Below are 25,811 nucleotides of genomic sequence, written 5' to 3'. Positions count from 1 at the left end.
AAGTTGTAAATTACTTGAATAATGACAACTTAAATCACGATCATATTGGGTTGATCCCCAGCAAGTATTTCCTGAATTTTGGCTGGTCTAAGTTTAGCATGAAAACGAATTACCGTCTTAACTAATTGATAATCTCTAATTTGATAACTACTCATGGGAATTATACCAGGTGAGGATACCTGCTAAGAAAACTATGATAGCTAACCCAAAAAATACTGACTGTAGACCTATAAAAGTTTCTGCTAAACCTGCTAATGCCAGGGGTAGAGATAAGGCAATGTTGACAACATTGTTTTGTAATCCAAAGACTTTACCACGCATTTCTGGAGGGGTTTCTGTTTGGATGGCTGTTTGCATGGGGATACCCACTAAAGCCCCAAATACACCGACTAGGGTAATGAGGGGTAGAACTAACCAGAGTTGGGTGTTAAAGAAGGAAATAGAGACTAATGATGCTGCCATCCCTAGACAACCCCATAAACTTAGCTGTCTGTAGGCGAAACGTTGCCCAAATTGACCAAGTATTGCTGCACCAACGGCGATACCCACACCAGCGGCTGCGAGTAAAAACCCAAATTGGGATGCTTTTAAATTGGGGATAATTTCTGCCATGCGAACGGCAAGGACAGTTAAAGCGGCGAAGATAGAAAATAAGATAGTTAGTTGTAATAAGGCGTTGCGGACGCGACGATTTTCTTTGAGGTAACGTAACCCATCGCGGAGATCCTCAAAAACGTGGGGAAATTCTGTTTCTGGGGGGTGGGGTTTTTCGTTGGTTTTAAGTAGTAATAGGATCATACCTGCGATCGCATAACTACCACCGACTAAAATTTCTTTACCTAGTCCACCACTACCACCTAATCCTTTCCAGATGCTATCTGCTAATACTAACACTGGTTCTCCTACGGCAAACCCCACAATTACTGATGCCATCATTGTGGTTGTGTACAAGGAATTAGCTGAAAGTAAATGCTGTTCTTCGACTATTAAAGGAATTACTGCTTGTTCGGCTGGGGCAAAAAACTGAGTTAGTGTAGAAACTAAAAAAGTTACTGCTAATATCATTAAAAATCCCACAGGCAAAACTCCCACAGGTTGCCAATCATGGGTTAACCACAGTAAGAAAGGAATTATTAAAACTAAAATACCCCGCCAAATATTTGATGCTACTAATACGGCTTTCTTTGACCAACGATCTACAAATACACCTGCTAATGAACCAAATAAAACTGCGGGAATTGTGAAGATCATCATCAGGGCTGATACCCAACCACTAATACTCTGACCACTATGTTGAAATTCGCTGTTAATTAAAGCAATCATCAAGACGAGATATACTTTATCTGACAATTGACAAAAAACCTGTCCACCCCAAAGGGCGATAAAGTTGGGATTTTTTAAGACTGGGAAAAATCCTGTAGTTTCCTCTACTCCTGATGTATTTTCTCCACCAGAACCTGAACCATTATTTTGTGATATTTCTGTTGTGTCTACTTGTAAATGATCTTTTTTTTCATTTAAATCATTACTTTGTAAAAGTTGTTCTTCCTGGGGCAGTATTTGTTCTTGGGGATCGCCCTGGTTCGTTTTTGTATCCAAATTCGGTGTTTTAGAAATATCATTGACAGACATTTCTGAGCAGTTATTTTGACTGGATTTAGGTTGGGTAGCAGAACGTAAATGATTGGGTCTTTTAGTTTCTGATCCCTTATTCTTGTTTTTAGCTTGGCTTGGTGATGAGGGTTGGACTTTTCGATCTAAATCAGACGATTGCATCATGGTTCGCGGCAAAGTAAGAATCAATCAATGTGGCAGAGCGAATAGGGCGACCCAGATGATACTGAGTGTACTGGCGCAAAATCTGCTCAACGGTTAACCAGCCATAATTTGTGGCTGCTTCTATTTGCATTATCTCTGGTTGGGACAACTGTTGGAACATTTCTAGTTCTTTACTTCCCAAGCGACGGGAGATTTTGGGCAGGTCTTGGTGATGGAAAACCTTTTCATAGGCTGGTTTTGGGGAATTTTGACCATCTAAAGAATTTTCTGCCGCTTTTTTTGGCTGTTCTCGTTGTTTCCTTAACTGTTCCCAGGCTTGTAAACAAACTGCTCCCCCTGCTGTAATGCTAAAGCCTACTTGCCAGTTGGGGTTAGTTGGATCTGGAATTAAAGGACGCTGGGTTAAACAGCAAAATTGGACTTGAGGAGCTAATCCTCCTAAAGCTAGGAGATGAAAGACTCCATGAGCTAAATGTGCAACTACATCAGATCCCTTGGGTAATGCTTCTAAACGCTGGAGATGCTCGTTCAGTAACTCATACATTTCTTCTTGGGGATGCTCACTTAAAGCTTGACATAAAACGATTTCGGCTAAATATTGACTAGCTGCTAATTTTCCTAAGTCTTTGCTTAAACCAGGATAGGTGGTGATGGTTTCTGCTTGGGAAATTCTATCTAGTCCTGGTGTTCCTGGTTGTGACGAGCGTCCTTGGGAAATTAGTAATTGATTAACTACAAACATTCCAGTTCTACCACCTAAGCTGGAATTATGCTTACGTGACCCTGTGGCGATCGCCCGAATTAGTCCAAATTCCTTGGTTAATATGGTAATTATCTTATCTGTCTCTCCTAATGCCTGGTTTTTCAGATTAATTCCTGTTGCTTGATAAGTTTTACTCATTATTCATTAGTTATTGGGAATTAGTAAAAATCTTTTCACCCCATCTCCCACTCTCCCACTCACCCACTCACCCCCTCATCTACTTCGGGGCGATCGCGTTGACGGAGTAATTCTATACCGCGAGATGTACCTAATCTGGTAGCACCAGCCATGATTAAATCTAAAGCGTCATTATGGGTGCGAATTCCTCCTGATGCTTTTATTCCCACCCTTTCTTTGGCTATTTCCTTTAATAAGCGTACATCCGCTACAGTCGCGCCACCATTCCAACCCGTACTGGTTTTTAAGAATGCTGCACCCGCATCCATCGCTAATTCAGCCGCGATTTTTTTCTCAGCATCTGTCAGTAAACTTGTTTCTAAAATTACCTTGACGCATTGCCCAGCTACTTCACAAATTGTAGCTATTTCCCGGTGTACTTCTTCGGTTTTACCCGCTTTTAACCAGCCCAAGTTAATCATTACATCTAACTCTGAAGCACCATTTTCTAAGGCTTCTTGCGCTTCGTATAACTTCACCGCTGAAGTTGTTCCACCAGTGGGAAAACCGATTACTGTACAGACTTTGGGGTTTTTGTTGTGGAGAAGTTCAACTGCTTGCTTAACGTAGCAAGGATTTATACAAACCGATGCAAAATTAAACCGATACGCTTCGTCACACCACTTTTCTATCTGCTCTGGGGTGGTAGTTGGTAACAGCAGAGAATGGTCTATAAATGGTGCAATATCAATATTGGGATAGTTTGCTGACATCATTTATGTTACCAGTTTTAATTTATTAAACTTGATGAAACAATAAAACATTATCTATCTATTAATACCTTGTCCATTTTCTGTAGGTTGGGTTAAGCGACAGCGCAACCCAACGCATTTGTTGAGTTTCATGCTTCAACCCAAACTACAAATCAAGCCTTTTTCTAATTTGGACAAGGTATTGATCTATTAAATCATATATATCTACAAGTCTATCTTGAAAATTAGAGGATAGTTTCAACTCCTAAAAAATCAATAACACTTTCAGCTAATGCTTGCGCTGCTAAATACGGTACACCATTACCCACTGTTTTAAACATATTCGTAAGTGACATATTTTCCGGTAGTGAAAAATTTGCGGGTAAAGATTGAATAGCTAAAGCTTCAGCTACAGAAATACGGCGAATTTTGTAAGGATGCAAATGTACCTCATTATTTCCATAACAAGCTGTAGGAGAATAACGCCATCTGTGTAAACGTTTAAATGATTTTCTGGAATCATCTCCCTCATCAATAATTGCCATTTTATTGATACCTGATCTGGGTTGAAAATAATGTTTTGAATTGGGATGGTGCAGCACATTATTTTTTAAAAACCAATATTCAACTGTTAATTCTTGAGGAATATTCTCAGGACAATAAGTAAAAGAATTTTCTTTAAATGGTTCATTTTTAATCCAAGGATAGGCAAAAACTTGATTTTGAGGATATCTAATATATTTTTCCCAAGGAAAGATAAAATCATTTTTTATTCCTATATCTTGGAGAAAATTATTTTTAAAACCAATCAAAATAATTCTGTCTCTATCTTGCGGTACACCATATTCAATCGCATTAATTAACCGTTCTGTTAAAATATAACCGATTTCTTGTAATTGTCTTTTCAAACATTCGTAAAATAAACGATGTTTTTTAGTTCTCCATAAACCTTTAACATTTTCAAATAAAAATAAATCGGGTAAATTTTGACAAATTAATTCAATATAAGCAGATGAAAGTTGACCATTTTCACCTAAATAACCTTTATTTTTACCACCAATAGAAAAATCAGGACAAGGTGGACCACCAATAAAGCCTATTATATTATTTTTACGTGCATCTTTAATAAATTCATTTAATTTTTGGGCGGCATTTCCTTGAGTTAATTTACTCACATCTGCATCTTCCCCTTGATGATATCCATATTCAGGTTCTGGTAGTTTCAGTATTTCCCGTGAATAGCGATAAGCAGACATAAAAGGAGGGAAGATTTCGTTGATGTAAGCGATTTTATAACCTGTATTTTCAAACCCTAAATCTAGAAAACCTGAACCAGAGAAAAAGGAAAAGATGATTGGATGCTGCATCATTAAACTTAATATAAAATATCTGATATTCTATTCATTGTGATAATTATTGAACTTAACTCAGTTTTTGATTTCTCCGTCTTAACCTCTTTACAATAGTTATGACGGAGTTTTGCTTTATAAATACAGGACTTACGCAAAACCTACTTTAAATACTGTCATTGCGACGTAAGGAAGCAATCTCACCTCCGATGTTTTGTTAAAATGCGTAAGTCCTAGAATAAATCAATCTAGCATTTCTTTGACTCCTGTAGTGGTTTCATTTTGTGGGGGTAGAGGTTTTGTTTGAATAGGATTGATAACTCTAATCAAACTAGTGTAAGAAAACAACAGAGGTAAAGAGACGCTGAAAAATCCAATTAAGCATCTTTTGTAAAGTGTGACTTCTTCACTAGACAACTCCAAATAGATACGGAGTTTTTGATTATTGTTCTCTACAGTGAGTTTCATAATTGTTTCTTTTTTGTTTAACTCCCTCACCATAAACCAGTAATTTTTCGTATTAGCGGATCATCCGCAGAGAAGATCCGCAATTTTGAAAATAATTTTTGTAAGTTCTATAACCCAGTGATAGCAGGGTTTTTACCATCATTCATGGTATGATTTTAGTGTTGCGGATGATCCGCAGGGATTTTCAAGAAGATCCGCAAAGAGTAAACTAGATTGAGATTAAATCTTGATAATTTTTACCCATATCCCCGACTTCTGTTAACAATTCAAAATTTATTGATATGATCATCAAAGAAGTCGGGGATCTTATCATTCCGAATACTGACAATTAAATTTTTATAGTTTTTCAGGTATATCAGTTTGTGAAAAATCAAAAAAGTTGTATTTTAACTAAAAATGGTAGAGATAAATTAATCTTTGCTTTAAATGAAAAATATAAAGATGATTATGAATATGATCAAATAGGAATGGATACAGGTATTGATCGTGAGGTGATATCAGAAATAATTAATAACCCTAATAAATCATCTCTTTATAAAACATTGTTTAGTTTTTTTAGTTTTTTAAATTTAGATTTAGAGGAAGATGATTATGATAACCCTCCCAAAAAACAGCAACCTAAAACCGTAAAAAATGTTGTTATAAATGTATCTGAACCAGAGAATATTATTAAAAATGCTCTCGAAGATTTGAATTATAAAAATCAAATTCAAGATTTTACTGATTTTTTAGAACAACCATTAAAACTAGGAATATATCTCATATATGGAAAAGAAAAACATGGTCAACGTTGGGTATTAAATAGATTATGCTATGAAGAACCCTATTTTTCCAACTCCGTTAAACATAAAATTTCTTTAAAACGTTATCGTCATAATATTACATATTTATGGGATAATTTGGCTCAAGAATTTGGTAGTAAATCTAACCAATTAAATGATATAATTGATTCAGTTTATCAGCAATGGCAAAAAAACACAGTTATCTTATGTTTTGATCATGTGAGTGAAGATAAAATCAAAGGACAATATATCAATACAATAATATCTCAGCTTTGGATACCTTTAATGAGGAAAATTGAAAATGATCAGATAGCATCCCATAAATATTCTCTGTCATTATTTCTTGTGGATTATAAAGAGTGTTGTTTACAAGATTTAGGTTGTTCTAATTCTACTCAAGAATTAATTGAATTAGAAAAATTATCTATTTTTAAACAAGGACATTTAGAAAGATGGGTGAGAAAACAACAAGATATTTTTGCAGATGTCTTAAAAGAACAATTTAATTTAGATTCTATTGTGGAAGAGGTTGTGAATTGTAACCAAACTTCTGAAAAAACACCGGAAGATACATTAGATATAATTTGTAGTTACTTCCAATTAGAATGGAAAGATATAGAAAAAACATTACAATTATGAACACCAAAAACACCGACCTTAATTATCAATACACAGGTGAAGAACAATACCAACCTGAACCAGACAGAAGCAAAAAACTATATCCCTATTACCCAGATAAAAACCTCATTCAAGCGGTAAATTTAGCAATTGTTTTAGAACGTCCGCTGTTATTACAAGGTGAACCAGGATGTGGTAAAACCTTATTAGCTAAAGCAATTGCTTATGAGTTTCAACAACAATTAAATATAGAAAAATATCCTTTCTTTTCCTGGTCAATTAAATCTACTACCCGTGCAAAAGAAGGATTCTATACCTATGATACTTTAGCTAGGTTACGAGATGCTCAATTAGTTAGTAATACTGGTTTAAATCAAACAGAATTAGCAAAAGTTGCTGCTAGAGTTAATGATGAAAAGCACACAGAATATATTAAATATGGTGCTTTAGGTAAAGCTTTTCAAACAGAAGATTATCGTCCAATTTTGTTAATTGATGAAATAGACAAAGCTGATATTGATTTTCCTAATGATTTATTGGAGGTGTTGGAAGAATCAAAATTTGATATTCCAGAAATTAGTGAAACTATTACATCCAAACAAACACCAATTATTATTATCACTAGCAATGATGAAAAAGAATTACCCGATGCGTTTTTAAGACGTTGCATTTATTATTATATTGAATTTCCTAAACCAGAAAGATTAATTAAAATTGTCAATAGTCATTTGGGTAAACCTTTAGATGATAAAAATCAATTGGTTAAAAAAGCTGTAGATAAATTTATTGAAGTTCGTGAAGAAGGAACTCGCAGAAAAGATAGTAAAAAACCTAGTACAAGTGAGTTATTAGATTGGGTACTGTGGTTAAAGCGTTATTCTCAAGAAGAAGCTTTAGAGTTTGTTGAAAATCTAGAACAACATCCCCATTTATTAGGAGTTTTATTGAAAAATAAAGATGACCAAGAATATTACAGGAATCAATTTAATGATGATTAAATTCATAAGATTGTCATTGCGACCGAAACGAAGTGTAGAGAAGCAATCTCATTATCCAATATTTATCAAAATATCAAAATATGAGTAACCCACCATTATTTGATTTATTCTGTTACCTGCGAGATACGGGGGATTTTCCCCTAACTATTGAACAATATAATTTATTATTAACAGCGTTAGATAATGGGTTTGGTTTAAACAGTCGAGAAGATTTGAAAAATCTCTGTTCGATGTTATGGGTAAAAGCAAAACCTAATTCAGAAATAGCAAAGAAATTTAGTCAATATTTTGATAATTATCTTACTACGTTGGAAATAAAAGTAAATCAAGATTTAAGAAAAACGAAAGAAAATAAGAATAAAACATCTGAAAATCAAAACCCTGAAAAACAAAACCCTGAAAATCCAGAAACAGAAGTCTCTGAACCTGAACCCATACCAGAATTTTTACAACCACCTATTGCTTTACAAGGTGGAATGTTACCCCAAAATAAATTTAACCCTAAACCTAAATCTAAATTTCAATTTAATATTAGAGACTTTCCCGTAACGGAACGAAAAATAAAACGTACTTGGAATGATTTACGTCTCCCGGTGAAACAGGGACATTTAACAAAAATTGATACAGATGCAACAGTTGAAAAATTCGGTAAGGAAGGTTTTTTATTAGATATAAAATTTCAACCACAACGTATTAATAGAGCGGAAGTTGTGTTATTAATAGATGTATCTAATTCTATGATTCCTTTTTTCCAGCTTTCCCAAAAATTAGTAAATAATTTACAAGGAAGTAAGTTAGGTAAATCTGAAGTTTATTATTTTAGAAATCATCCAGGAGAATATTTATTTTCCCATCCCCAAAGTCCAGAAGGTAAACTCACATCGGAGGTTTTATCACAATTACATCAACAACGAACTATAGTTTTAATTATTAGTGATGGGGGTGCTGCGCGGGGTGGTGTGAATTATAAGAGAATCGAGTTTACCGAGGATTTTTTACAAGAATTAAATAGTTGTGTTCGTCAGGTTGCATGGTTAAACCCTGTACCGGAAATTCGTTGGGGTGGTACTTCTGCACAGGGTATTTCTGAGTTGGTTAATATGTATGAGTTGGATAATTCGGGTTTGCTTACTGCTGTACGGAGAAAAAGTAGGTTGGGTTGACGTGAGGAAACCCAACATTTACATATTTTAATTATCAAACAAATTCAATTTTTATAGATTATTGTTGGGTTGCATTTCACTTAACCTAACCTACAAAAAATTATCTCATAATCCTGTAAATCCTTAAATCCTGGATATCCTGATTCAGACAATTTTTTTGTTGCGTTGCGTTTCAATTAACCCAACCTACAAATGAGTTAAATTCCAGATATTTTCTCAGTTTCATGGGAAAATACATCTGATTCATTTTCCTGATTGATAAACTTTTCAAACAAATCAAAAAATTTATTTAAAGCGTCAGATTCATCAACAGAATAAAATAAAATTATATCAGCCCAAGATTGAGAAGAAGTAATTTTATATTTTGATTGAATCCATTTTTGAAACTGATTAAAAGTTTCTTCCTGTTCTGGGAGAGGAAAACCTAAATCTTTCCTTGCACCAATATAACCATCTAAAAATGCCTTGAACCTAGTAATGTAGGGTTTTCCTAAATACATTCCTGGACGGGATTTAATTCTTTTCATTAATTCATAAATATCAGTCATAGCTTACCTCTTTTATTTAACAATTCACTAAAAGTATTCTTCTGTAATTTCAAATTCTTTACCTAAGTAAAGTTTACTATCAAACTGTAGATTATTCAACCATTGTTCTTTTGTGAGTCCTTCTGGGTGAAGATTATCATAAACAATTTCTATTCCATTTATTATAATAGCAATTCCTTCATGACGACCATTAACTGAAATAGCATATCCTAACAAATCATCATAAATATTTGCATCCCATCCCATAGCAGTACCAGTATAAATTTTAATTCTTTTGCCTTTAATTCCCTGACGAATTAAGTATTCTTGAATAGCAATAGCAGATTCAACACATTGAAAGTTATCATAATTACTAATAATTCTCTGAATTTGTTTAATCTGTGCTGGACTAATTAAAATAACATTTACTCCTGAAAATTAAAAATATGTAATAATCCTGTAAATCCTTAAATCCTGGATATCCTGATTCAGACAATCTTAATAATTTTTTGTAACCTTTACAGACTACAATCTACAAGTCTCGACGCGAGAGAAGGAGAGAAGAGACAAAACCATGCCCCTCATGCAATAAACTGCAATTTGCTTGTGTAGGTAGATGTGCTTTTGGTGCTTCTATATTAAAAGTAATATCGCCGTAATACAACCACTCCTCCTTTTCCCTCCATCCTACTGTATCTCCAAACTTCTCCCACACTTCCTGATTATATTTTCTCGTTCCCTCCAAACTTTGATAAATTTCCTTTTGGACACTAAAACCAAAATGTCCATTGCTGTATTTTACCCACAATTGGTCAATAATGCGGAGGTCTTCACAGGGAAAATTATCAAAATCTTCTGACCATAAAAAATCATCTTCTCCTTTATTCATAACCGCTAACATTACTCTGTCTGTTTCTTTATCTGCTTCCCTCCATTCACCTTTCGCTAACATTTCCCGTAGAGGTCTGTAGTCCATTCCCCCCTTTGCTAACATTTCCGCTATTAAAACATCTACATCCAACCCCTGGACAACTTTTAATAAAGGTTCTAAACCTGCTGCAATTAAAGGGTGAGAGTCTGCATAAATTTCTAACACCGAAGCATATTTAAGTTTTAAATTTGGATTTGTTTTTAACTTTGCTTCTAACTCTTTTCTAATTTCCTCAACTGCTGTATCTGGTTTTGCATAACTTAAAGCTGTCCAGTGGGGTGCAGCACCTAAATCTTCATCTGCACGATAATTATCTTTTAATTGTTCGCGGATATATGCCACCATAAAATCCGATAATTCGTATAATCTATTGATGTTTTGATGTTTTAATTCTGTTAATAATTCGTGACGTATTTCTGGGTCAATTTCATATAATTGAAAACCCACAGAATCACATAAAAATAATAAAATATCGGATACAGCTATCCAAGGTGTACGAGGTGTAAAGTTTTCCCGTAAACAATATAATAAATCTGGTGTAAGTGCAAGGGGAAAAGCAGCATGAAGCAACAATTCCTCATGGGTGGGGTAGCGTTTGAGGAATGATTTTATTTGGGGATGGGTAAATGTGGTGTCAGTTTTCATATTAATAATGATAGCTGATTTTGGGGATTGTCTAAATCAGGATTTTTAGAGAAATTATGTCATTACGAGTGATAGCGAAGTAATCCCCTCAATTTTGAGATTGCTTCCAAAATCTAAAATCTAAAATCTAAAATCATTATTCTTCCGCTCCAGCTTGTCTTAAAATCTGGGCAGTTGTGCGATAATTATTAAACTCAGCAATCATTAATGCTGTATAACCACCTTGATTTTTTAAGTTTAAATCCGCACCTGCTGTAATTAACATTTCCACAGCTTGAGTATAACCTTCGGAAGCAGCATACATTAACACCGTTGCACCTGCGGAATCTTGAAAATTTACATCTGCACCTGTTTCTAACAGTAGTTTAAATATGAAAGGATAGTTATTTACTAAAGCTTTAACTAAAGGTGTTTTCCCATCATCAGCTAAAACATTAACATCAGCACCATTATCTAATAAAATTTTAACTGTTTCTATCTGTCCCTGGGATATTGCTAAAGTTAGTGCAACTTCCCCAAAATTCCTTTTATCTTTATCTGCTCCCGCATTTAATAAAACTGCTACTATTTCGCTATATCCTTGAAATGCTGCTATTAATAAAGGTGTGTCTCCTAGATGATTTCTAAGTTCTACATTTGCACCCCTTTGAATTAAGATTTTGACTGTCTCTAAATAATCTTCCACCACTGCAAAATGCAAAGCGGTTTCCCCTTCTTTATCTTGATAATTAATTTCTGCACCTGCATCTAACAAGGCTACAACTATATTACTATGTCCTGCGGCTGCTGCTGCTAACAGTCCTGTACTTCCATCGGGGTTTTTGATGTTGGTATCTGCATTTTCTAACAATAATGTTTGCACTATGTCTAAATATCCCAAGTCTGCGGCCATCATTAAGGGTGTTTCACCTTCTGTATCTGCGGTATTGACAATTTGACTATTTTGTAGTAATGCCTTGACTATTGCTGTAGCGCCTTGTGTGATGGCGATTTTTAAAGCGGTGTCATTATCTTGATCTGTAATGCTGACATCTGCACCAGCATTTAATAATATTTGTACAATTTCTAAATTACCTTTTTGCACTGCTGCCATTAGTGCTGTGCTACCATCTTCATTAACTGCGTTGATATCCGCACCTCTGGAAATTAACACTTTGACAACATCAACTTGGTTATTAGTTGCAGCGAGCATTAATGCTGTTAAACCGTAGATTTTTCTAGGTAAGTTGATGTTAGCACCAAAATCTAAGAGCGATCGCACGATTTCCGTATATCCCAAATTAGCAGCAAACATTAACGCTGTTGTACCATTGCGATCGCCCGCATTCACGTTAGTACCAATTTCTAGTATTTCTCTAACACGTTCAATATCGCCTTTTTTAGCTGCATTGAGCAGTAAATCATTATTATTTGCAGTCATGGATATAAAATGCCCTGATAAAATTTTTTGTATTGATTCTGAAAACCTATTCTGACATTAATTCCTAACCTGTAGTTACAACAGAAAAAGAATACAGACTTGAATCAATTTATGCTAAGTTTTATGAAGATTTAATAATTTGGATAACCAGGCGATGAGTTTAGAACTTTCTCCAGATATCAAATTTGGGTTAAACTTCCTTCACCCAACAATGATGTGGGTATTATTAGCACTCTCCTTATATGCAGCATATTCAGGGCTACAAGTACAGCGTACCAGAAATGCTCAAGGAGAAGAAAAGAAACAACTAATTAAAGGTAAATTTACAATTAAACATCACCAAATTGGCTCTATCATCCTAGCCCTAATGGTAGCTGGTTCAATAGGTGGGATGGCAGTTACTTACATCAATAACGGTAAATTATTTGTCGGACCCCATCTATTAGCAGGTTTAGGGATGACAGGTTTAATTGCATTTTCCGCGTCCTTATCTCCCTTCATGCAAAAAGGAGCAAATTGGGCGCGTGCAACTCATATTTTATTAAATTTCGGGATTTTAGGACTATTTGTTTGGCAAGCTGTTTCTGGTGTAGAAATAGTCTTGAGAATTATTAGTAAGGCCTAGTCAGAACTCAGACTCAGTAGGGGTTTAGCAGTGCTAAACCCATGCAGTCAGGACAAATATGACCAATGACTAATGACCAAAAAACTTTTTCCGAGACTGAACAGGAAAAGGAATATTAAAAGACTGGTGGAAATCTGCTTGAACCTTGCGAGTTAAACGACGGGAGACTTGACGGACAATTTGATTAAGTAGGCGATCGCCAGTAGACTGAATTAAAGAATGAGGTAAACGTTGAATAAACTTGGGAAAATGCAAATCCACGATTAAATTTAACTGCCATTCTACCCTAGTTAACCCAGACGCGCTTTCTACCAATTCCATCGAAGCATTATAGTCAACATCATAACCAGGAGCTTGGTAGTCAGGAATAGGAATAGTGCGAATATGGTATTTATCATCCTGTGGTGCTAACAATTCCAGACCTATTTTTGGTTCTACCTCATAACCAAAAGCGCCAAACTGACCAATTACCAAAGCATAGCCATTTTCACCCAAAGGTTGAACCCTCATAGGGTCAGCACAGCGGACAAACCATAAAGAATGAGAATTTAAATATTCAGCCACCTGTTCCCTAGAAGCAAACATTTCCATACAGTCTTGATAATAACTGTGGAATTTACTAGGACATACATGAGTTTCTTGTACTAAAGTTTCTTCTGAATTTACGCTTGAATCTGCTTGTAAAACTGAATCAGTTTTCTTCAAGGTTTGAAATTCCCAGTTATTTGCTACCATAAATCCATTTTCTGTATAGTTAAAAGTTTGTCTATGCTAATGATTCCCCACGGAGGAGATTTTTTAACACCAGATATATTAATTTCATCAAAACATCAAAAAACTCCAATCACCTCCATAGAATTACTACAATTAAAGAACGAAACCAACACACATTAGTTTCTTAACATAGCATCCATGATAAAAGCATTTGTAGCAGGTGCGACAGGTGAAACAGGCCGTCGCATAGTTCAAGAGTTAGTAGCCAAGAATATACCCGTTCGCGCCTTAGTACGGGATCAAGAAAAAGCCAAAACTATTCTCCCTCCTGAAGTTGAGTTAGTTGTGGGGGATGTGTTATCACCTGAAAGCCTGACGACTGCATTAGGTGATAGTACCGTGGTTATATGTGCCACAGGTGCAAAGCCGAGTTTTAATCCTACTGATCCCTATCAAGTAGATTTTGAAGGGACAAAAAACCTAGTTAATACAGCTAAAGCCAAACAAATTCAGCATTTTGTCTTAGTTTCTTCTTTATGTGTTTCCCAGTTTTTCCATCCCCTCAACTTGTTTTGGTTAATTTTAGTTTGGAAAAAGCAAGCTGAGGAATATATTCAGAAAAGCGGACTCACTTATACAATAGTGCGACCTGGCGGATTAAAAAATGAAGACAACTCCGACGCTATTGTTATGCAAGGTGCTGATACTTTATTCGATGGTAGCATCCCCAGACAAAAAGTAGCTCAAGTTTGTGTTGAATCCTTGTTTGAACCTGCTGCACATAATAAAGTTGTGGAAATTGTCGCTAAATCAGAAGCTGCACCTAAAAGTTTTCAGGAATTATTTCAAGGGATTAGGTAATAGGTGACAGGTGACAGGTTACAGGTGCTACGCTATGGTGACAGTGAAGAAGAGGGTGTAGGGAAGCAGGGGGGATAATCACTAATCACTAATCACTAATCACGAATGAAACTCCAACTCAAAGGTTTAGAAAAACTAATTGGTCCGATTGCCGCATTACTGGGGTTTGTATATCTTTTTCAATGGTACGTTTTTGGTGACTTACAATCAACAACTGATCCAGTTTTTGAAAGAAAAAATCCTCCCCTGGTAATGAAAGAAGGAGATCCTTACATCCGTGCTTTGATGCGGACTATTTCTTTTAGTGAATCTAATAGTAAGCAACCTTATTCTTTGTTATATGGTGGTCAAAGAGTGAATGATCTCAGTCGTCATCCTCAGATATGTGTAACCATTGTCAATGGACCAAATAAAGGTAATTGTTCTACTGCTGCGGGTAGATATCAAATTATTAATACTACTTGGTACGACATTGCACCACGTTATCATCCCCGTCCTTCCCAGATGATGTTCTGGGTGAGTTATAGTTTTGAAGCTGAAGATCAAGATATAGTAGTTTACCGTTGGTTAAATGACACCAAAGTTTGGGGATTTGATCTTGCGGAAAAGTTACGTAAAAACAAGTTAGATGAAGTTTTAAAGCGACTTTCTCCAACTTGGACAAGTCTAGGATATGGTATAGAAACTAATTCTAATACTCGATTTTTACCTGAAGTCTATCAGAAATTTTTACAAGAAGAATTAGCAACTGCTAATAAATCAAAAACAGATATTGCTGAGTAATACAAATCTTGTGAGATGAGATCCCCTGATCCCATCTTTTGGTAAGATGTAAAAATTTAAACCTAGTTAAACCTAAAAATGATAGACAACTCCTCAAAGCAGGAGTATAACAGCAAAAATAAGCAATCCCCAAAAGTTGCTGCATTGACTCAAAACTGAAATGGCCAACGAATATCGTAAGCTGAAACAGAAAACATCTAGAACTCGTCAGTCTCGTGCTGCTGCGAGGAAAAGACTATTGGGACAAAATCCACAACAGTCTGGATGGCGGAGTAGATTTTTATCAGCTTTAGCCTTGATGGTTTTATTTAGCAGTGCGGGTTTAATTATCACTTGTGGTTGGATTAGTATTCTCTTTATACTTGATCCAAAACAGGTAGTCTGGCTGAATGACTTTTTACCAACAGGTGCAAAAATTAATGTTAGTAAAACAGAGATACCTAAAACTCTGGCAGAAATTCAAAATAGTTTAAAGAAACAAAACCGCATCACTGGGGAAAGTTTATCTTTAGAATCTACAAAAACGAAAAATAATCAACAACTAAATTTATTTTTACTACCAATTTTCCAAAGGCGTAATAATTGCCGTTCTAATTGCCAAGAATTAGTAGAATTGCGGGTTTATCAACGCTCCAGGGAGATAGAATTTAGACTGCATCCAGAACCCCATTATCATCAGGTTAAACAACTAGAAATTAATGGTCTGACTAAGTTTTTTGTAGAATCTCCCTTGGGCAAAAATGTTTCTAATGCAGATAGTCAGGACAAGGAAGTTTACTTACCTTTAACAGAAATTAAAGCTTTTGATCATACTAAATCATTACCTGGATTCTGGTTTTATTTACGGGGTGAACATCAAAAAGATAATCAGACAATCGCCTATGGGCAGATTATTCACTATAACCCTCAACTCCGTAGTTTAGAGCAGATGTTATCTTGGAAAAACCCCAATGGTCAATTACCTAAATGGCAGCAAATAATGGGTAGTGACACAGAAGAATTAGTCATAGATCAAACTGTCGGTTTAGAACCTAGATTTCAACTTCATCAAATTAAACCAGGTGAGTTAGTTAGTAATTCTCTATTTTTAGAACCTATTAATCTCAAACCAGTTATAAAAGGTTTTGGTTATGAAAGTTCTTTATTATTAGCTAGAAATGGACTGTGGACACCTGCGGAGGCTTGGTTAACATCTCTGCAAAAGGAACTAGGAAAGTCTTTTCCTGAATATGTGCAAGCACAAATAAATTTAATTAGGCTACATTCTCAATTCACCAAAGTTCAAGCTAATAAAAATTGGGCTAGTCCCAGTCAAAAAGTGCTAACAAACTTAATAGACGGTAGGTGGGAACAAGGTTTAGATGTTCTGATTTCTTCTCCTGATAGTGGCCGGGAAATTTTTAACTTACTACAAGCTGATCGAGGTATGTTGTGGAATCGTGCAACGGTGGCTCTACGGCTTAACCCAGACAGAAAAGCTGTTTTGGCATGGTCTTATTTAATTTTAACAGTACAAAGAGGAGAAAAACGCGCCAATGATTGGCTAGAAGCACAACCAAAGGTAAACCGAGAAACTTTTACCTATCTTCAAGATTTGCTGGTAAAACTCAATGATGAAATTAAAAATACCCATCCTAGCCAGATTATTGGTGGGGTTCAAAAAATTACTACTGTTAAATATGCTGATTGGTTGCCAGTGGATGGAAAAGCAGAGATGGTAGTGGAAGATGACAAAGTTTTGTATCAGGTAGATGTCAGTGCTTTCCAGGATGGTAAAAATTGGATAAGTTACCCATTTACTAATTTTGCCTTGCCCAAAATTCAAACTAGCCTATTTTGGATTAAAACCTTGGGTATTAGTAGTGATGGCAATATTCAAATAGCTGTGTGGCTACCCAATGGTGAACAACAAGTTAACACTGCCACCATTAAAGCAGTTCAGATGCGAGATGGAGAGTTGAAACTTTTAGTAGTGGGTGATCCCATAGTTGAAAACCAAGACAGTTCGGTTCAACATAAACCATTGGCTTTTACCACGGCTGCGTTGGAGTGGTTGCAACCGTCGCCTATTAGTCTGGAAGCCTTAGCACAGGTAAATATGGAAGCTGTTGAAGCTGCTTTACCAAAGTTTTGGAATGCTTTACAAGAGTCTGGGGATATTTCCACAGATCAACTTTTGAGCTTGGCAGAAATTTGGGAAAAAATGAGAGAATGGCCTGTGCAGATGATTGATGTCACTCAAGATGGTAAACCCGATTTAGTCTTGACAATTTCCAACTCTGCGATCGCCTCTTTAACCGAGTCCAGGAATGAAACAAGTAACAAAAAACTGGAAGAACGGCCCCGGACAATGATTGTTTCTGCTACTGGGGAAGTGATTTACAATGACTTTACTACTTCTAAGCAAACCCTAACGGCGATCGCCAAACTCAACAGCGATCAATCCATAGCCTTGTTAGTGGAAAATGGTGATCAATACAAGATTAGGCGCTGGTCAGAAACAAATCAGCGCCTGGAATAACCAACGCTTGAGGTTTATTCTTCGTGATTAGATGATTCTAACTTTTGGCTTTTTAGGTTCTGTAACTGTTCCAGGAGGGAATCTACTTCTGCTTGCAAACCGATAAACTTTTCTTGCTGTTCATCTTGATAATAAGCTTTGGTCAGCTTTTTGACTAATTCACTATGAGATTCGCAACTGGCAACACTGGATGACAAAGTGGACATAGTTATACTCATTTGCTAATTTGGCTCACACCATCTGACATATTATAATAGTTCCATGTTAAGCTTTTTTAAAACATTGTGTAAATTATCATCATATACTCTGATGGTTAAACCGTTTAGCGATAAGAGACTGCGATATAAGAGACTATGTTCCTCAGATACATCGCCCTTGGCATGGTAAAGTGATTAATACTATAGAAAAGATCCAATAAAAAAAGATCAGATTTCTCAATTTTTCCTATTCCCCATCTTTAGTTAAGAAGTTAATAATCCTGTGACTTTGAGCTTGTCTGTTGCTAAATCCCATCGCCAACCTTGGCCTGGACTGATAGAAGCCTATCGTGAATACTTGCCTGTCAGTGAAAGTACCCCAGTGGTGACATTGTTGGAAGGTAACACACCTTTGATACCCGTGCCGGCGATCGCTGAACGTATTGGTAAGCAGGTGAAGGTATTTGTTAAATATGACGGTCTGAACCCTACAGGTAGCTTCAAAGACCGGGGTATGACCATGGCTATTACCAAGGCAAAGGAAGCTGGTGCTAAGGCGGTGATTTGTGCCAGTACAGGTAATACTTCCGCCGCTGCTGCTGCCTATGCTAAACGCGGAGGAATGCGTCCGTTTGTATTAATTCCTGATGGTTATGTGGCTTTGGGTAAGTTGGCACAAGCTTTACTTTATGGGGCAGAAGTATTAGCCATTAAAGGTAATTTTGACCGAGCCTTAGAAATTGTCCGGGAAATGGCGGATCATTATCCTATTACTTTGGTCAATTCTGTCAATCCCTACCGTTTGGAAGGTCAAAAAACCGGAGCTTTTGAAGTGGTTGATGCTCTGGGTAATGCTCCTGACTGGTTGTGTATTCCTGTGGGAAATGCGGGAAACATCACAGCATATTGGATGGGTTTTTGTCAATACCATCAAGATGGAAAATGCGATCGCTTGCCGAAAATGATGGGTTTTCAAGCCGCTGGTTCTGCACCTCTAGTAAATGGTCAACCGGTAGCAAATCCTGAAACCTTAGCCACAGCCATTAGAATTGGTAATCCTGCGAGTTGGGATAAAGCGATCGCCGCCCAAACTGCGAGTCAGGGTTGTTTTAATGCTGTGACAGATGAAGAAATTCTTGACGCTTATCGCTTGTTAGCTTCCTCAGAAGGGATTTTCTGTGAACCTGCGAGTGCGGCTTCTGTAGCTGGTTTGTTAAAGGTAAAAGATCAAGTACCCACAGGAGCTACAGTAGTTTGTGTCTTAACTGGTAATGGTTTAAAAGACCCAGACACAGCAATTAAACACAGTCATGCTCAGTTTAAGCAGGGCATACCAGCAGAATTAAAAGCAGTAGCCGAGGTAATGGGATTTTAAATCAGTCAAGAATATGTCTGCCACCAAAGTCTCAAAGGAGAATTTTTTGGTGGTTCAAACCGTCCTTTAATCCTAATTGCATTGAGTACATTGCTTAATATTGAAGCATCGGTACTTTCTTCTTCTGACCAATGTTTAATTATTTCTGGGGTTGATAGTATTTGAAGATAGGGAGCTTCTTTTTGAAGAAACTTGATAGCCTTGTCGTCATCAGTGGCTACTGCCCATTTTCGATGAACAGCGATCGCAAAAGTTGCAGATTCCCCATCATCAAGAATAGCCGCGTAGTTTACAAAAGATTCCTTCTCTTCTTCTGATTCAAAATCCACAACTTTTAATAAACCTTGTTGAATAGCTTCTTCAAATTCTAATACAGCATCATTCTCTTCTTCCTTGAGACTTTGGAGTGTGTTTAATTCCCGTTGTTGGACAACTGTAGTCACCACAATTTCCGCAGGAAGAGATTTCAAAATTGCCAGAAATTGACCAGATGCACAAAAGTTGAGAACACAACAAGCATCAAGCAAAATATGGGAGTGAGTAATTTGCATATTTTCCTCACTTCCCAGCAGTTTGGATTTGACGCAAATCAAAATCCGTATCTTCTTCCATCATTCCGCTTGAATATTCCCTTAATGCCTCAGCAATACGACGGGATTCTAAGCGGTTAACATGGAGAAATTCAGCAAAACGCCCTTCAGTAATCAAACCTTGATCTAATGCCTCAATTGCTAGGTGTTGGTAGTGCAAAGGCATCATATCAATTCTTTGCGGGATTTGTTCTAAGCCAAGTTCCTCCTGTACCTTTCTGACTTTTAAACCTCTATCTCGCAATTTATCCCAAGTTCCTGTAGGCAAAAGTTCCATTTTTTCTAACCGATAAACTAGAGCTTCTACAGAAACACCGTAGTAATGAGCTAGTGTAAATAAATTAGTTGGAGTGAATTTGCCATGTGTACGGTACATATCATTAAAACGCTTCAGCAATCCACTGGTAGGCATGAGGAAATATTCGGGGAAGGTTTCCGCTAATTGCTCACTTTCAGGAAATCGCTGATACTGTCCGTCAAAATGAAACTCTGGTTTTTGCCGATGTGCTAAAAAGTGCAGATATCCATGCGCCATTGACCAGCGTCGGCGCTCTTCTGGATGATTGGCATTGATAGCCATGCAACCGCCAACTTCTTCGTTATAACTGTACACTTCTGAGTATTTTTGTGGCATCTGCAAATAAAAGATCCGTAAACCCACATCTTGTTCTAGGATGTCTCGCAAGTGAGATATAGGTGCATCGCCTAAACCCAGCCGTTGACGTTCTGCCACTGCTATACTCTCCGCAGCAGATTTGATGGGCATATTTGCTACCTGATACTCAAGAGGATAGTTTCGCGGTATTGGCGAATCCATAATCTGTTCAAGTTCTAGGTAATTCTGGCACAATTCCTCTAAATGCAGGATAAATGGTTCAATTTCTGCCTGTTGTTCCTGACTACGTTGATAAACTGCTCGAAACTGTACTTCAAAAGGTTGGACAATAGGACGTTGCCGAACAAAGTCACTCACAGAACATCCGTAAGCACGGGCAAGTTTAATTAGTTCATTGGCCTTGAGACGGCGTTCTCCTTTTTCAATTGCAATTACAGTGGTGCGTGCAGCATCAATAATCTTGGCTGCGTCAGCTTGAGTCATGCGGCATTTTTTACGGGCTTGTTGTAGGAGTTCACCTAATATCCGCAGGTCAATGTTATCCAGAATGTTGGTAGTCATGATATTTTTCCTCAACTTTGTTGAGATGGGACTACGTATCTACTAGATGCTTTCTGATCACTTAATAGTCCGTTCGCAATCTGTGATTCCACAGAATTCCATTCGGAAATATAATTTTGATAAAGTTGAATTAAACGACTTCGCATATCAGCAGGTAATAAATTTTCTGCCATAGCAGTTCGATCAACAATATCATCTAACACTGGAAACTTTTTAGTTAGAGTAATCCAAGGTTCATTTGAGACAGCAAATAAAGAGTCAAGGGTACGAACTTGTGCCTGCATATTCAGGAAACATAAACTCGGCTCTTTAACTGGGCGCTCTCCATGCAAAACTACATAGCGAGTTCTATCTTTTATGCTACTGGCTGCAAGTGATTGTCTCCTTAAAAGACAAGAGGAGCAATAACCACATTGAGGTGATACCTTTTGGCGATGTGGACTGTCACAAGACATAGTTAAAGTTGGTAAGTTGTCTTGGCCATTTTTAGCCAATGCCTTGCACATTTCGGCTTTAGTCCAAAACAGAAACGGATTTTTTACCTGGAACTCTTCTCCTACAAGTTCAGAAATAAGATCACTTACCATCAGCAAAGTCAGAGGATGAACAGAACGAGAGTGATCTAACCCTACAGCAGATTCACGATATGGAAGGTTAATTGCACCGATTCCGTTTTCATACAGATAAAGAACTTTTTCTCCCATAAGATATGCACACGCAGAACCAAGAAGAGTAAAGACAACACCTCTCGCACGGGAAAGCTTGTTTTTTGGTTGTTCACTACTATCATCAAATCGGATTGGGAGGCGGAAAAGATGGCAGCGACCGGGAAAGATAGATTGAATTTCCTGATATACTCTTTTTTGGCGGGCAAATACACTATTGTTACTGCCAGTTCCAAATAAGATAAACTGTTTTTCTGGATACATTAAAAGGCGAGTGTACAAACCAGCCAGGGCATCTAGTCCACCACTCCATAAGGTCACTTCACACCCTTGGGGTGCTATGGGAAGAGATTGATGTTCAACAAGACGATCCGGTGCAATCCGTTTTTGGAAGTCGAAAACCCATTTGCTATCAGTTGTCCATTCAAGCAGGTCATCTAGTTTTGCTAGAAATGGTTCAGAACTTAATAATTCTGGATTACGTACTGGCAGTATGACATGAAAGCGACGCTGTTTGCCTGTCAGACTTTGAGAGGCAAGACGATCTGAAGTATATATGGCAACAGCAAGGTCAATAAGATCGGCAACAATAGGGGGAAACTCTGCCTTAACACGATATTTGAATTCTATATCGTCTACATTAATTCCAATAGTTAGCTTCTTATTCTGAGAGTGATCAAAAAACTGTACAGAGCCATTACTATTCGATATAGGTTGAAAGTCTAAAGTGTAATCCTTATAGTTACTTTCGTTTAATTTTTTTTGACGCGAAGGTGTATATTTCATATTGCTAGATTCTCCTCCATGTCTATCTCTTTGACTTGCGATCGCCGATTTCTCCTCAGTTTGGCTACACCTTCATCTACATTCGCCTTTTTTGCCCATGTTTTATGAATTTGCTCAAAGATATCTTTCCTCAGCGCATCCTTACGTTCTGTAAAAGTTAAATTGTCAACTTTGGCGTGGTGATCAGGAATGAGTGGAATTCTTCCCTCAAACTCTGATGTATACACCTTCTGCATATATCTTTCTATAACTGTTTCTGAAATAGTGTTGATGTCAAATTGCTGACCATAACGCAAATCAACGAAAACGCTCTTTCCAGCATCACCGACAAGTGACTTAGTTCTATCTGGTATGTTGGCTTGTTGTGCTAATTTATCAAGTTTTTTACTTAAATCAGTCCAATCTATAGATTGATTATTTCCAGAATCTTTAATTACTTGGGTTAAGAGTTCCCCTATACCCTTAGCTAACACAATAGCAGCATCACCTTTTTTCTGGAGATCCTTCAAAAAGGATTGCATCATCATCCGGGTAGATTCGGTGCGCTCAAACTTTCCTTCACAGAGTATTTGGTATGGCTGTCTATAAAGTCCTAAAAGCCGATGCAATACATCCCCATCCACGTTTCAACCTCCATGCTGAAACAATTTATATGACGAATTTAGCTGACATAACCGACAATGTCAATAGTTAAGACTGAATTTCAATATAAATGTCAGAATTTCCTTTCTCTTGTAAACGTCATATCAGTGTGGGACAAGTAGAGTATAGTCTGAATTAAAGATAGGTCTAGCGAGTATATTACATATTTGTAACATATTTATAAAGACAAGTATTATTGATAACTGATTACTGATTCCCTGCTCTCAATTTTGTCAAACTATCAATAGCATCACCTAAAGCAGTAGTTAAATTATTGCGGGTTTGAGCGTGATTTTCCTGTTCTGTTTTTAAAGCTTGAATGAGGCGATCGCGCTCTTGAATTACAGTAGCTAATTGAGTCTTTAATTCTTCCCCAGATGACAATTGTGTTAATTCTGCCTCAACTTCTGTAGTCGTAGTTTCAGTAATATTCTCAGCATTTATACCTTGTAATTTTTGTAGTTCAGCTTTTACAGATGCGATCGCTTGCTGGTGAATCTTAGCATCAGCACGGCGTTGTTCCGATTCAGTATTATATAGTTGTCGCCATTTTTGGGAACTTTCCCAAGCCTGATCTCGTTGTTGTTGTAGTTCAGCCATTTGTTGTTTTAAGGCTTGAATTTCAGCTAACCACTTTTGTGTTAAATCTTGGGACATATCATTTATTTTTAAATAGTTACGTGAGAATAGGCAAAAGGCGAGAGTTGATAAAAATGTATCATAAACGCTTTTTTTACTGTATTTATACGTTATCAGTAAAACTAATAGCTAAGTAGACTAGAGAAAAAAAATTACTCCTGCTATATTGACAATTACATTTGAATTTTATCCACAATCCTATATGTTTAGAGATAAATTTGCAGATAATTTGGGAATTAGTCAAGCCCGCAAGGAACAAGTATATCTGGATATATGCAAAACTGTTACCCTTCAAGATGTCAGTTATTGGATTCAGGTTTTATTTGCAGCTGGTATTGCTACCTTGGGGTTAGTTCTCAATAGTCCAGCAGTTATTATCGGTGCAATGCTAATTTCCCCCTTAATGGGTGGGATTCTAGCCAATGGTTTAGCATTAGCAGCTGGTGATGTCATCTTAGCTATGCGAGCACTGGTTAACCTTATTCTTAGTTGTGTAGTCGCTATTTCCTTTGCTGTACTCTTAGTATCTTTATTACCATTTAAAGAAATGACAGCAGAAATTGCTGCCAGAATTCGTCCCAATATTTTAGATTTAGTAGTTGCTTTATTTTCCGGTGCAGTTGGTTCAGTGGCAATTTGTAAAGAACCAAAAGGAGTAGCAACATCCATTCCAGGGGTAGCTATTGCAGTAGCATTAATGCCGCCATTGTGTGTAGTTGGTTATGGTATTGGTATAGCAATTAGTTTAGATTCAGTTAAAGGTTTACAAGTAGCTAGTGGTGGGGGACTATTATTTTTTACCAACTTAGTAGCAATTACCTTTACAGCTATGTTGGTTTTTTTAAGTTTACATATAGATAACAATCAAGTAAGAGCTAAAGTCAAAGAATGGCGTGAAAATGATCACGAAAGTTTAGTAATGCAGCATTTTTTAGAAAGATTACCTGCATACAATAGATTAAAGAAAGTGGGAGGATTACCAGGTAGATTTTTATTGATTTTTAGTACCATTGGCGTTATTATGTTCCCCCTTAATCAATCTTTGATCCAACTCAGAAAGGAAATTGCTGTACAGCAACAAGAAAATCAAATCCGTGGAGCAGCAACAGAAATATGGCAGACAAAATTTGCTAACTTCCCTAACGGTGATCCTCGTTCCTACATCAGTAATATATCCACTTCTTATAATTCCAATAATAAACTAATTATTCAACTCCAGGTATTTAGTAGTAAACAATATACACCGGAAGAACAAAATAACTATATTCAAATGTTAGCAAACAGACTTAATCAAGTACCGGAATTATTGGGATTAAAACTCATTGAAATTCCCACAGCATCTAATGAGCTTTTACAGCAAATTGCCGAAGAAAAACCAACAGAGACAGTAATTACTATTGCTCAATTGCAAGCAAACTTCTTGCAAGAAGTGCAATCATCTTTAGGCAGTATTCAACTACCTGAACCAGCACAATTAATTGATTATGAAATAATTACCAGTCCCATAGAACCCTTAAAGATGAGATTAATATATTTGAGTGAAAGAGAAATTAGTAAAGATGCTCAAGTAATCATTGCGGATACTATTAGAAATAAACTAGATTATCCATTAGCTAAAGTGGCGATGCAAAGAATAGATTCTAACCCAGGAGTAATAGCTTTTGAAAAAGATAAAGCGGCATTAACATTAGCTAATACCCAGTTATTAGATCGTATTGCTCAAACATTACAAAGACAACCAAATTTAAGTTTACAAGTTATAGTTAACCAAGAATTAACCGAACCACAGGAGATATTACCAGAGCGATCGCAAGTAATATTAGAATATCTACAATCAAAGTGGCAAATTACTGAAAATAGAATCAATATCCAATCAGGAACAGAGAATCAAGGCAATGCAGAACTCAAACTGGTAGTATAATGA

At 36.6% G+C, this 25,811-nt stretch carries 26 protein-coding genes; 9 read left to right on the top strand and 17 right to left on the bottom strand.

What is annotated here, in order from left to right; genetic code table 11:
* Positions 1–29 precede the first annotated feature (29 nt).
* The 6 genes from WJM97_RS22605 to WJM97_RS22580 all read right to left on the bottom strand — a co-directional run bounded on the left by WJM97_RS22605 (position 30) and on the right by WJM97_RS22580 (position 5,228).
* Positions 30–155: a hypothetical protein gene (locus tag WJM97_RS22605; RefSeq protein WP_353930997.1), complete on the bottom strand. Its 126-nt coding sequence runs from the start codon at positions 153–155 to the stop codon at positions 30–32.
* A complete protein-coding gene (locus WJM97_RS22600; protein WP_353930996.1) occupies positions 148–1,779 on the bottom strand; it encodes an MFS transporter in 1,632 nt (543 codons plus the stop codon). Before WJM97_RS22600 ends, WJM97_RS22605 begins: the two co-directional genes overlap by 8 nt.
* Positions 1,763–2,680 carry a DNA repair protein RecO gene (recO, locus tag WJM97_RS22595; RefSeq protein WP_353930995.1) on the bottom strand — a complete coding sequence of 306 codons (918 nt, stop codon included), beginning with the start codon at positions 2,678–2,680 and terminating at the stop codon, positions 1,763–1,765. The genes WJM97_RS22600 and recO overlap by 17 nt, the downstream gene beginning before the upstream one ends.
* Before the next feature lie 59 nt (positions 2,681–2,739).
* Positions 2,740–3,432 carry a deoxyribose-phosphate aldolase gene (gene deoC / locus WJM97_RS22590; RefSeq protein WP_353933244.1) on the bottom strand — a complete coding sequence of 231 codons (693 nt, stop codon included), beginning with the start codon at positions 3,430–3,432 and terminating at the stop codon, positions 2,740–2,742.
* A gap of 224 nt (positions 3,433–3,656) precedes the next feature.
* Positions 3,657–4,781, bottom strand: a complete 1,125-nt coding sequence (locus tag WJM97_RS22585) for a DNA cytosine methyltransferase (protein ID WP_353930994.1) — start codon at positions 4,779–4,781, stop codon at positions 3,657–3,659.
* Positions 4,782–5,003: 222 nt separating this feature from the next.
* Positions 5,004–5,228, bottom strand: coding sequence for a hypothetical protein (locus WJM97_RS22580; RefSeq protein WP_353930993.1), 225 nt, complete (start codon positions 5,226–5,228; stop codon positions 5,004–5,006).
* Positions 5,229–5,590: 362 nt separating this feature from the next.
* On the opposite strand from WJM97_RS22580, the gene WJM97_RS22575 reads away from it, so the two are divergent.
* From WJM97_RS22575 to WJM97_RS22565, 3 genes are all read left to right on the top strand, one after another.
* Positions 5,591–6,649: a hypothetical protein gene (locus tag WJM97_RS22575; protein WP_353930992.1), complete on the top strand. Its 1,059-nt coding sequence runs from the start codon at positions 5,591–5,593 to the stop codon at positions 6,647–6,649.
* Complete coding sequence (locus tag WJM97_RS22570) at positions 6,646–7,626, top strand: MoxR family ATPase (RefSeq protein ID WP_353930991.1); 981 nt, start codon at positions 6,646–6,648, stop codon at positions 7,624–7,626. The genes WJM97_RS22575 and WJM97_RS22570 overlap by 4 nt, the downstream gene beginning before the upstream one ends.
* 80 nt (positions 7,627–7,706) lie before the next feature.
* A complete protein-coding gene (locus tag WJM97_RS22565) occupies positions 7,707–8,789 on the top strand; it encodes a hypothetical protein (protein WP_353930990.1) in 1,083 nt (360 codons plus the stop codon).
* Between the two features lie 197 nt (positions 8,790–8,986).
* On the opposite strand, the gene WJM97_RS22560 is transcribed toward WJM97_RS22565, so the two are convergent.
* From WJM97_RS22560 to WJM97_RS22545, 4 genes are all read right to left on the bottom strand, one after another.
* Entirely contained in the window at positions 8,987–9,337 is a 351-nt protein-coding gene (locus WJM97_RS22560; protein WP_353930989.1) for a hypothetical protein, read from the bottom strand.
* Positions 9,338–9,364: 27 nt separating this feature from the next.
* Entirely contained in the window at positions 9,365–9,694 is a 330-nt protein-coding gene (locus WJM97_RS22555) for a papain fold toxin domain-containing protein (RefSeq protein WP_353933243.1), read from the bottom strand.
* A 154-nt stretch (positions 9,695–9,848) separates the two neighbouring features.
* Positions 9,849–10,892, bottom strand: a complete 1,044-nt coding sequence (locus WJM97_RS22550) for a GUN4 domain-containing protein (RefSeq protein WP_353930988.1) — start codon at positions 10,890–10,892, stop codon at positions 9,849–9,851.
* Between the two features lie 136 nt (positions 10,893–11,028).
* Positions 11,029–12,312 (bottom strand): ankyrin repeat domain-containing protein, encoded by a 1,284-nt coding sequence (locus WJM97_RS22545; RefSeq protein ID WP_353930987.1) that lies wholly within the window; start codon positions 12,310–12,312, stop codon positions 11,029–11,031.
* Between the two features lie 154 nt (positions 12,313–12,466).
* On the opposite strand from WJM97_RS22545, the gene WJM97_RS22540 reads away from it, so the two are divergent.
* Complete coding sequence (locus tag WJM97_RS22540; protein WP_353930986.1) at positions 12,467–12,937, top strand: DUF4079 domain-containing protein; 471 nt, start codon at positions 12,467–12,469, stop codon at positions 12,935–12,937.
* 69 nt (positions 12,938–13,006) lie between these two features.
* Here WJM97_RS22540 and WJM97_RS22535 read toward each other — a convergent pair whose 3' ends face one another.
* The gene (locus WJM97_RS22535) at positions 13,007–13,672 is read right to left on the bottom strand and encodes a DUF1997 domain-containing protein (protein WP_353930985.1); all 666 of its coding nucleotides are present in this window, start codon (positions 13,670–13,672) and stop codon (positions 13,007–13,009) included.
* A gap of 180 nt (positions 13,673–13,852) precedes the next feature.
* On the opposite strand from WJM97_RS22535, the gene WJM97_RS22530 reads away from it, so the two are divergent.
* From WJM97_RS22530 to WJM97_RS22520, 3 genes are all read left to right on the top strand, one after another.
* Entirely contained in the window at positions 13,853–14,512 is a 660-nt protein-coding gene (locus WJM97_RS22530) for an NAD(P)H-binding protein (RefSeq protein ID WP_353933242.1), read from the top strand.
* 105 nt (positions 14,513–14,617) lie between these two features.
* Positions 14,618–15,295, top strand: a complete 678-nt coding sequence (locus tag WJM97_RS22525) for a glycoside hydrolase family protein (protein ID WP_353930984.1) — start codon at positions 14,618–14,620, stop codon at positions 15,293–15,295.
* Between the two features lie 160 nt (positions 15,296–15,455).
* Positions 15,456–17,816, top strand: a complete 2,361-nt coding sequence (locus WJM97_RS22520) for a hypothetical protein (RefSeq protein WP_353930983.1) — start codon at positions 15,456–15,458, stop codon at positions 17,814–17,816.
* 14 nt (positions 17,817–17,830) lie between these two features.
* On the opposite strand, the gene WJM97_RS22515 is transcribed toward WJM97_RS22520, so the two are convergent.
* Complete coding sequence (locus WJM97_RS22515) at positions 17,831–18,022, bottom strand: hypothetical protein (protein WP_353930982.1); 192 nt, start codon at positions 18,020–18,022, stop codon at positions 17,831–17,833.
* A 274-nt stretch (positions 18,023–18,296) separates the two neighbouring features.
* Here WJM97_RS22515 and thrC point away from each other — a divergent pair, with 274 nt between their 5' ends.
* Positions 18,297–19,388 (top strand): threonine synthase, encoded by a 1,092-nt coding sequence (thrC, locus tag WJM97_RS22510; protein WP_353930981.1) that lies wholly within the window; start codon positions 18,297–18,299, stop codon positions 19,386–19,388.
* A gap of 5 nt (positions 19,389–19,393) precedes the next feature.
* Here the strand turns inward: thrC and WJM97_RS22505 are convergent, their stop codons facing one another.
* The 5 genes from WJM97_RS22505 to WJM97_RS22485 form a co-directional block, all read right to left on the bottom strand.
* Entirely contained in the window at positions 19,394–19,939 is a 546-nt protein-coding gene (locus WJM97_RS22505) for a hypothetical protein (protein WP_353930980.1), read from the bottom strand.
* A gap of 7 nt (positions 19,940–19,946) precedes the next feature.
* Positions 19,947–21,155 carry an XRE family transcriptional regulator gene (locus tag WJM97_RS22500; protein ID WP_353930979.1) on the bottom strand — a complete coding sequence of 403 codons (1,209 nt, stop codon included), beginning with the start codon at positions 21,153–21,155 and terminating at the stop codon, positions 19,947–19,949.
* 11 nt (positions 21,156–21,166) lie between these two features.
* Positions 21,167–22,606: a 7-cyano-7-deazaguanine synthase gene (locus WJM97_RS22495; RefSeq protein ID WP_353930978.1), complete on the bottom strand. Its 1,440-nt coding sequence runs from the start codon at positions 22,604–22,606 to the stop codon at positions 21,167–21,169.
* Positions 22,603–23,229 carry a hypothetical protein gene (locus WJM97_RS22490; RefSeq protein ID WP_353930977.1) on the bottom strand — a complete coding sequence of 209 codons (627 nt, stop codon included), beginning with the start codon at positions 23,227–23,229 and terminating at the stop codon, positions 22,603–22,605. Before WJM97_RS22490 ends, WJM97_RS22495 begins: the two co-directional genes overlap by 4 nt.
* Positions 23,230–23,455: 226 nt before the next feature.
* The gene (locus WJM97_RS22485) at positions 23,456–23,905 is read right to left on the bottom strand and encodes a hypothetical protein (protein WP_353930976.1); all 450 of its coding nucleotides are present in this window, start codon (positions 23,903–23,905) and stop codon (positions 23,456–23,458) included.
* A gap of 184 nt (positions 23,906–24,089) precedes the next feature.
* Here WJM97_RS22485 and WJM97_RS22480 point away from each other — a divergent pair, with 184 nt between their 5' ends.
* Complete coding sequence (locus WJM97_RS22480; RefSeq protein WP_353930975.1) at positions 24,090–25,808, top strand: DUF389 domain-containing protein; 1,719 nt, start codon at positions 24,090–24,092, stop codon at positions 25,806–25,808.
* The last annotated feature ends 3 nt before the right edge of the window (positions 25,809–25,811 follow it).

The sequence above is a fragment of the Okeanomitos corallinicola TIOX110 genome (assembly GCF_038050375.1).
GTDB lineage: Bacteria > Cyanobacteriota > Cyanobacteriia > Cyanobacteriales > Nostocaceae > Okeanomitos > Okeanomitos corallinicola.
This window is presented reverse-complemented; position numbering and strand designations above follow the sequence as displayed.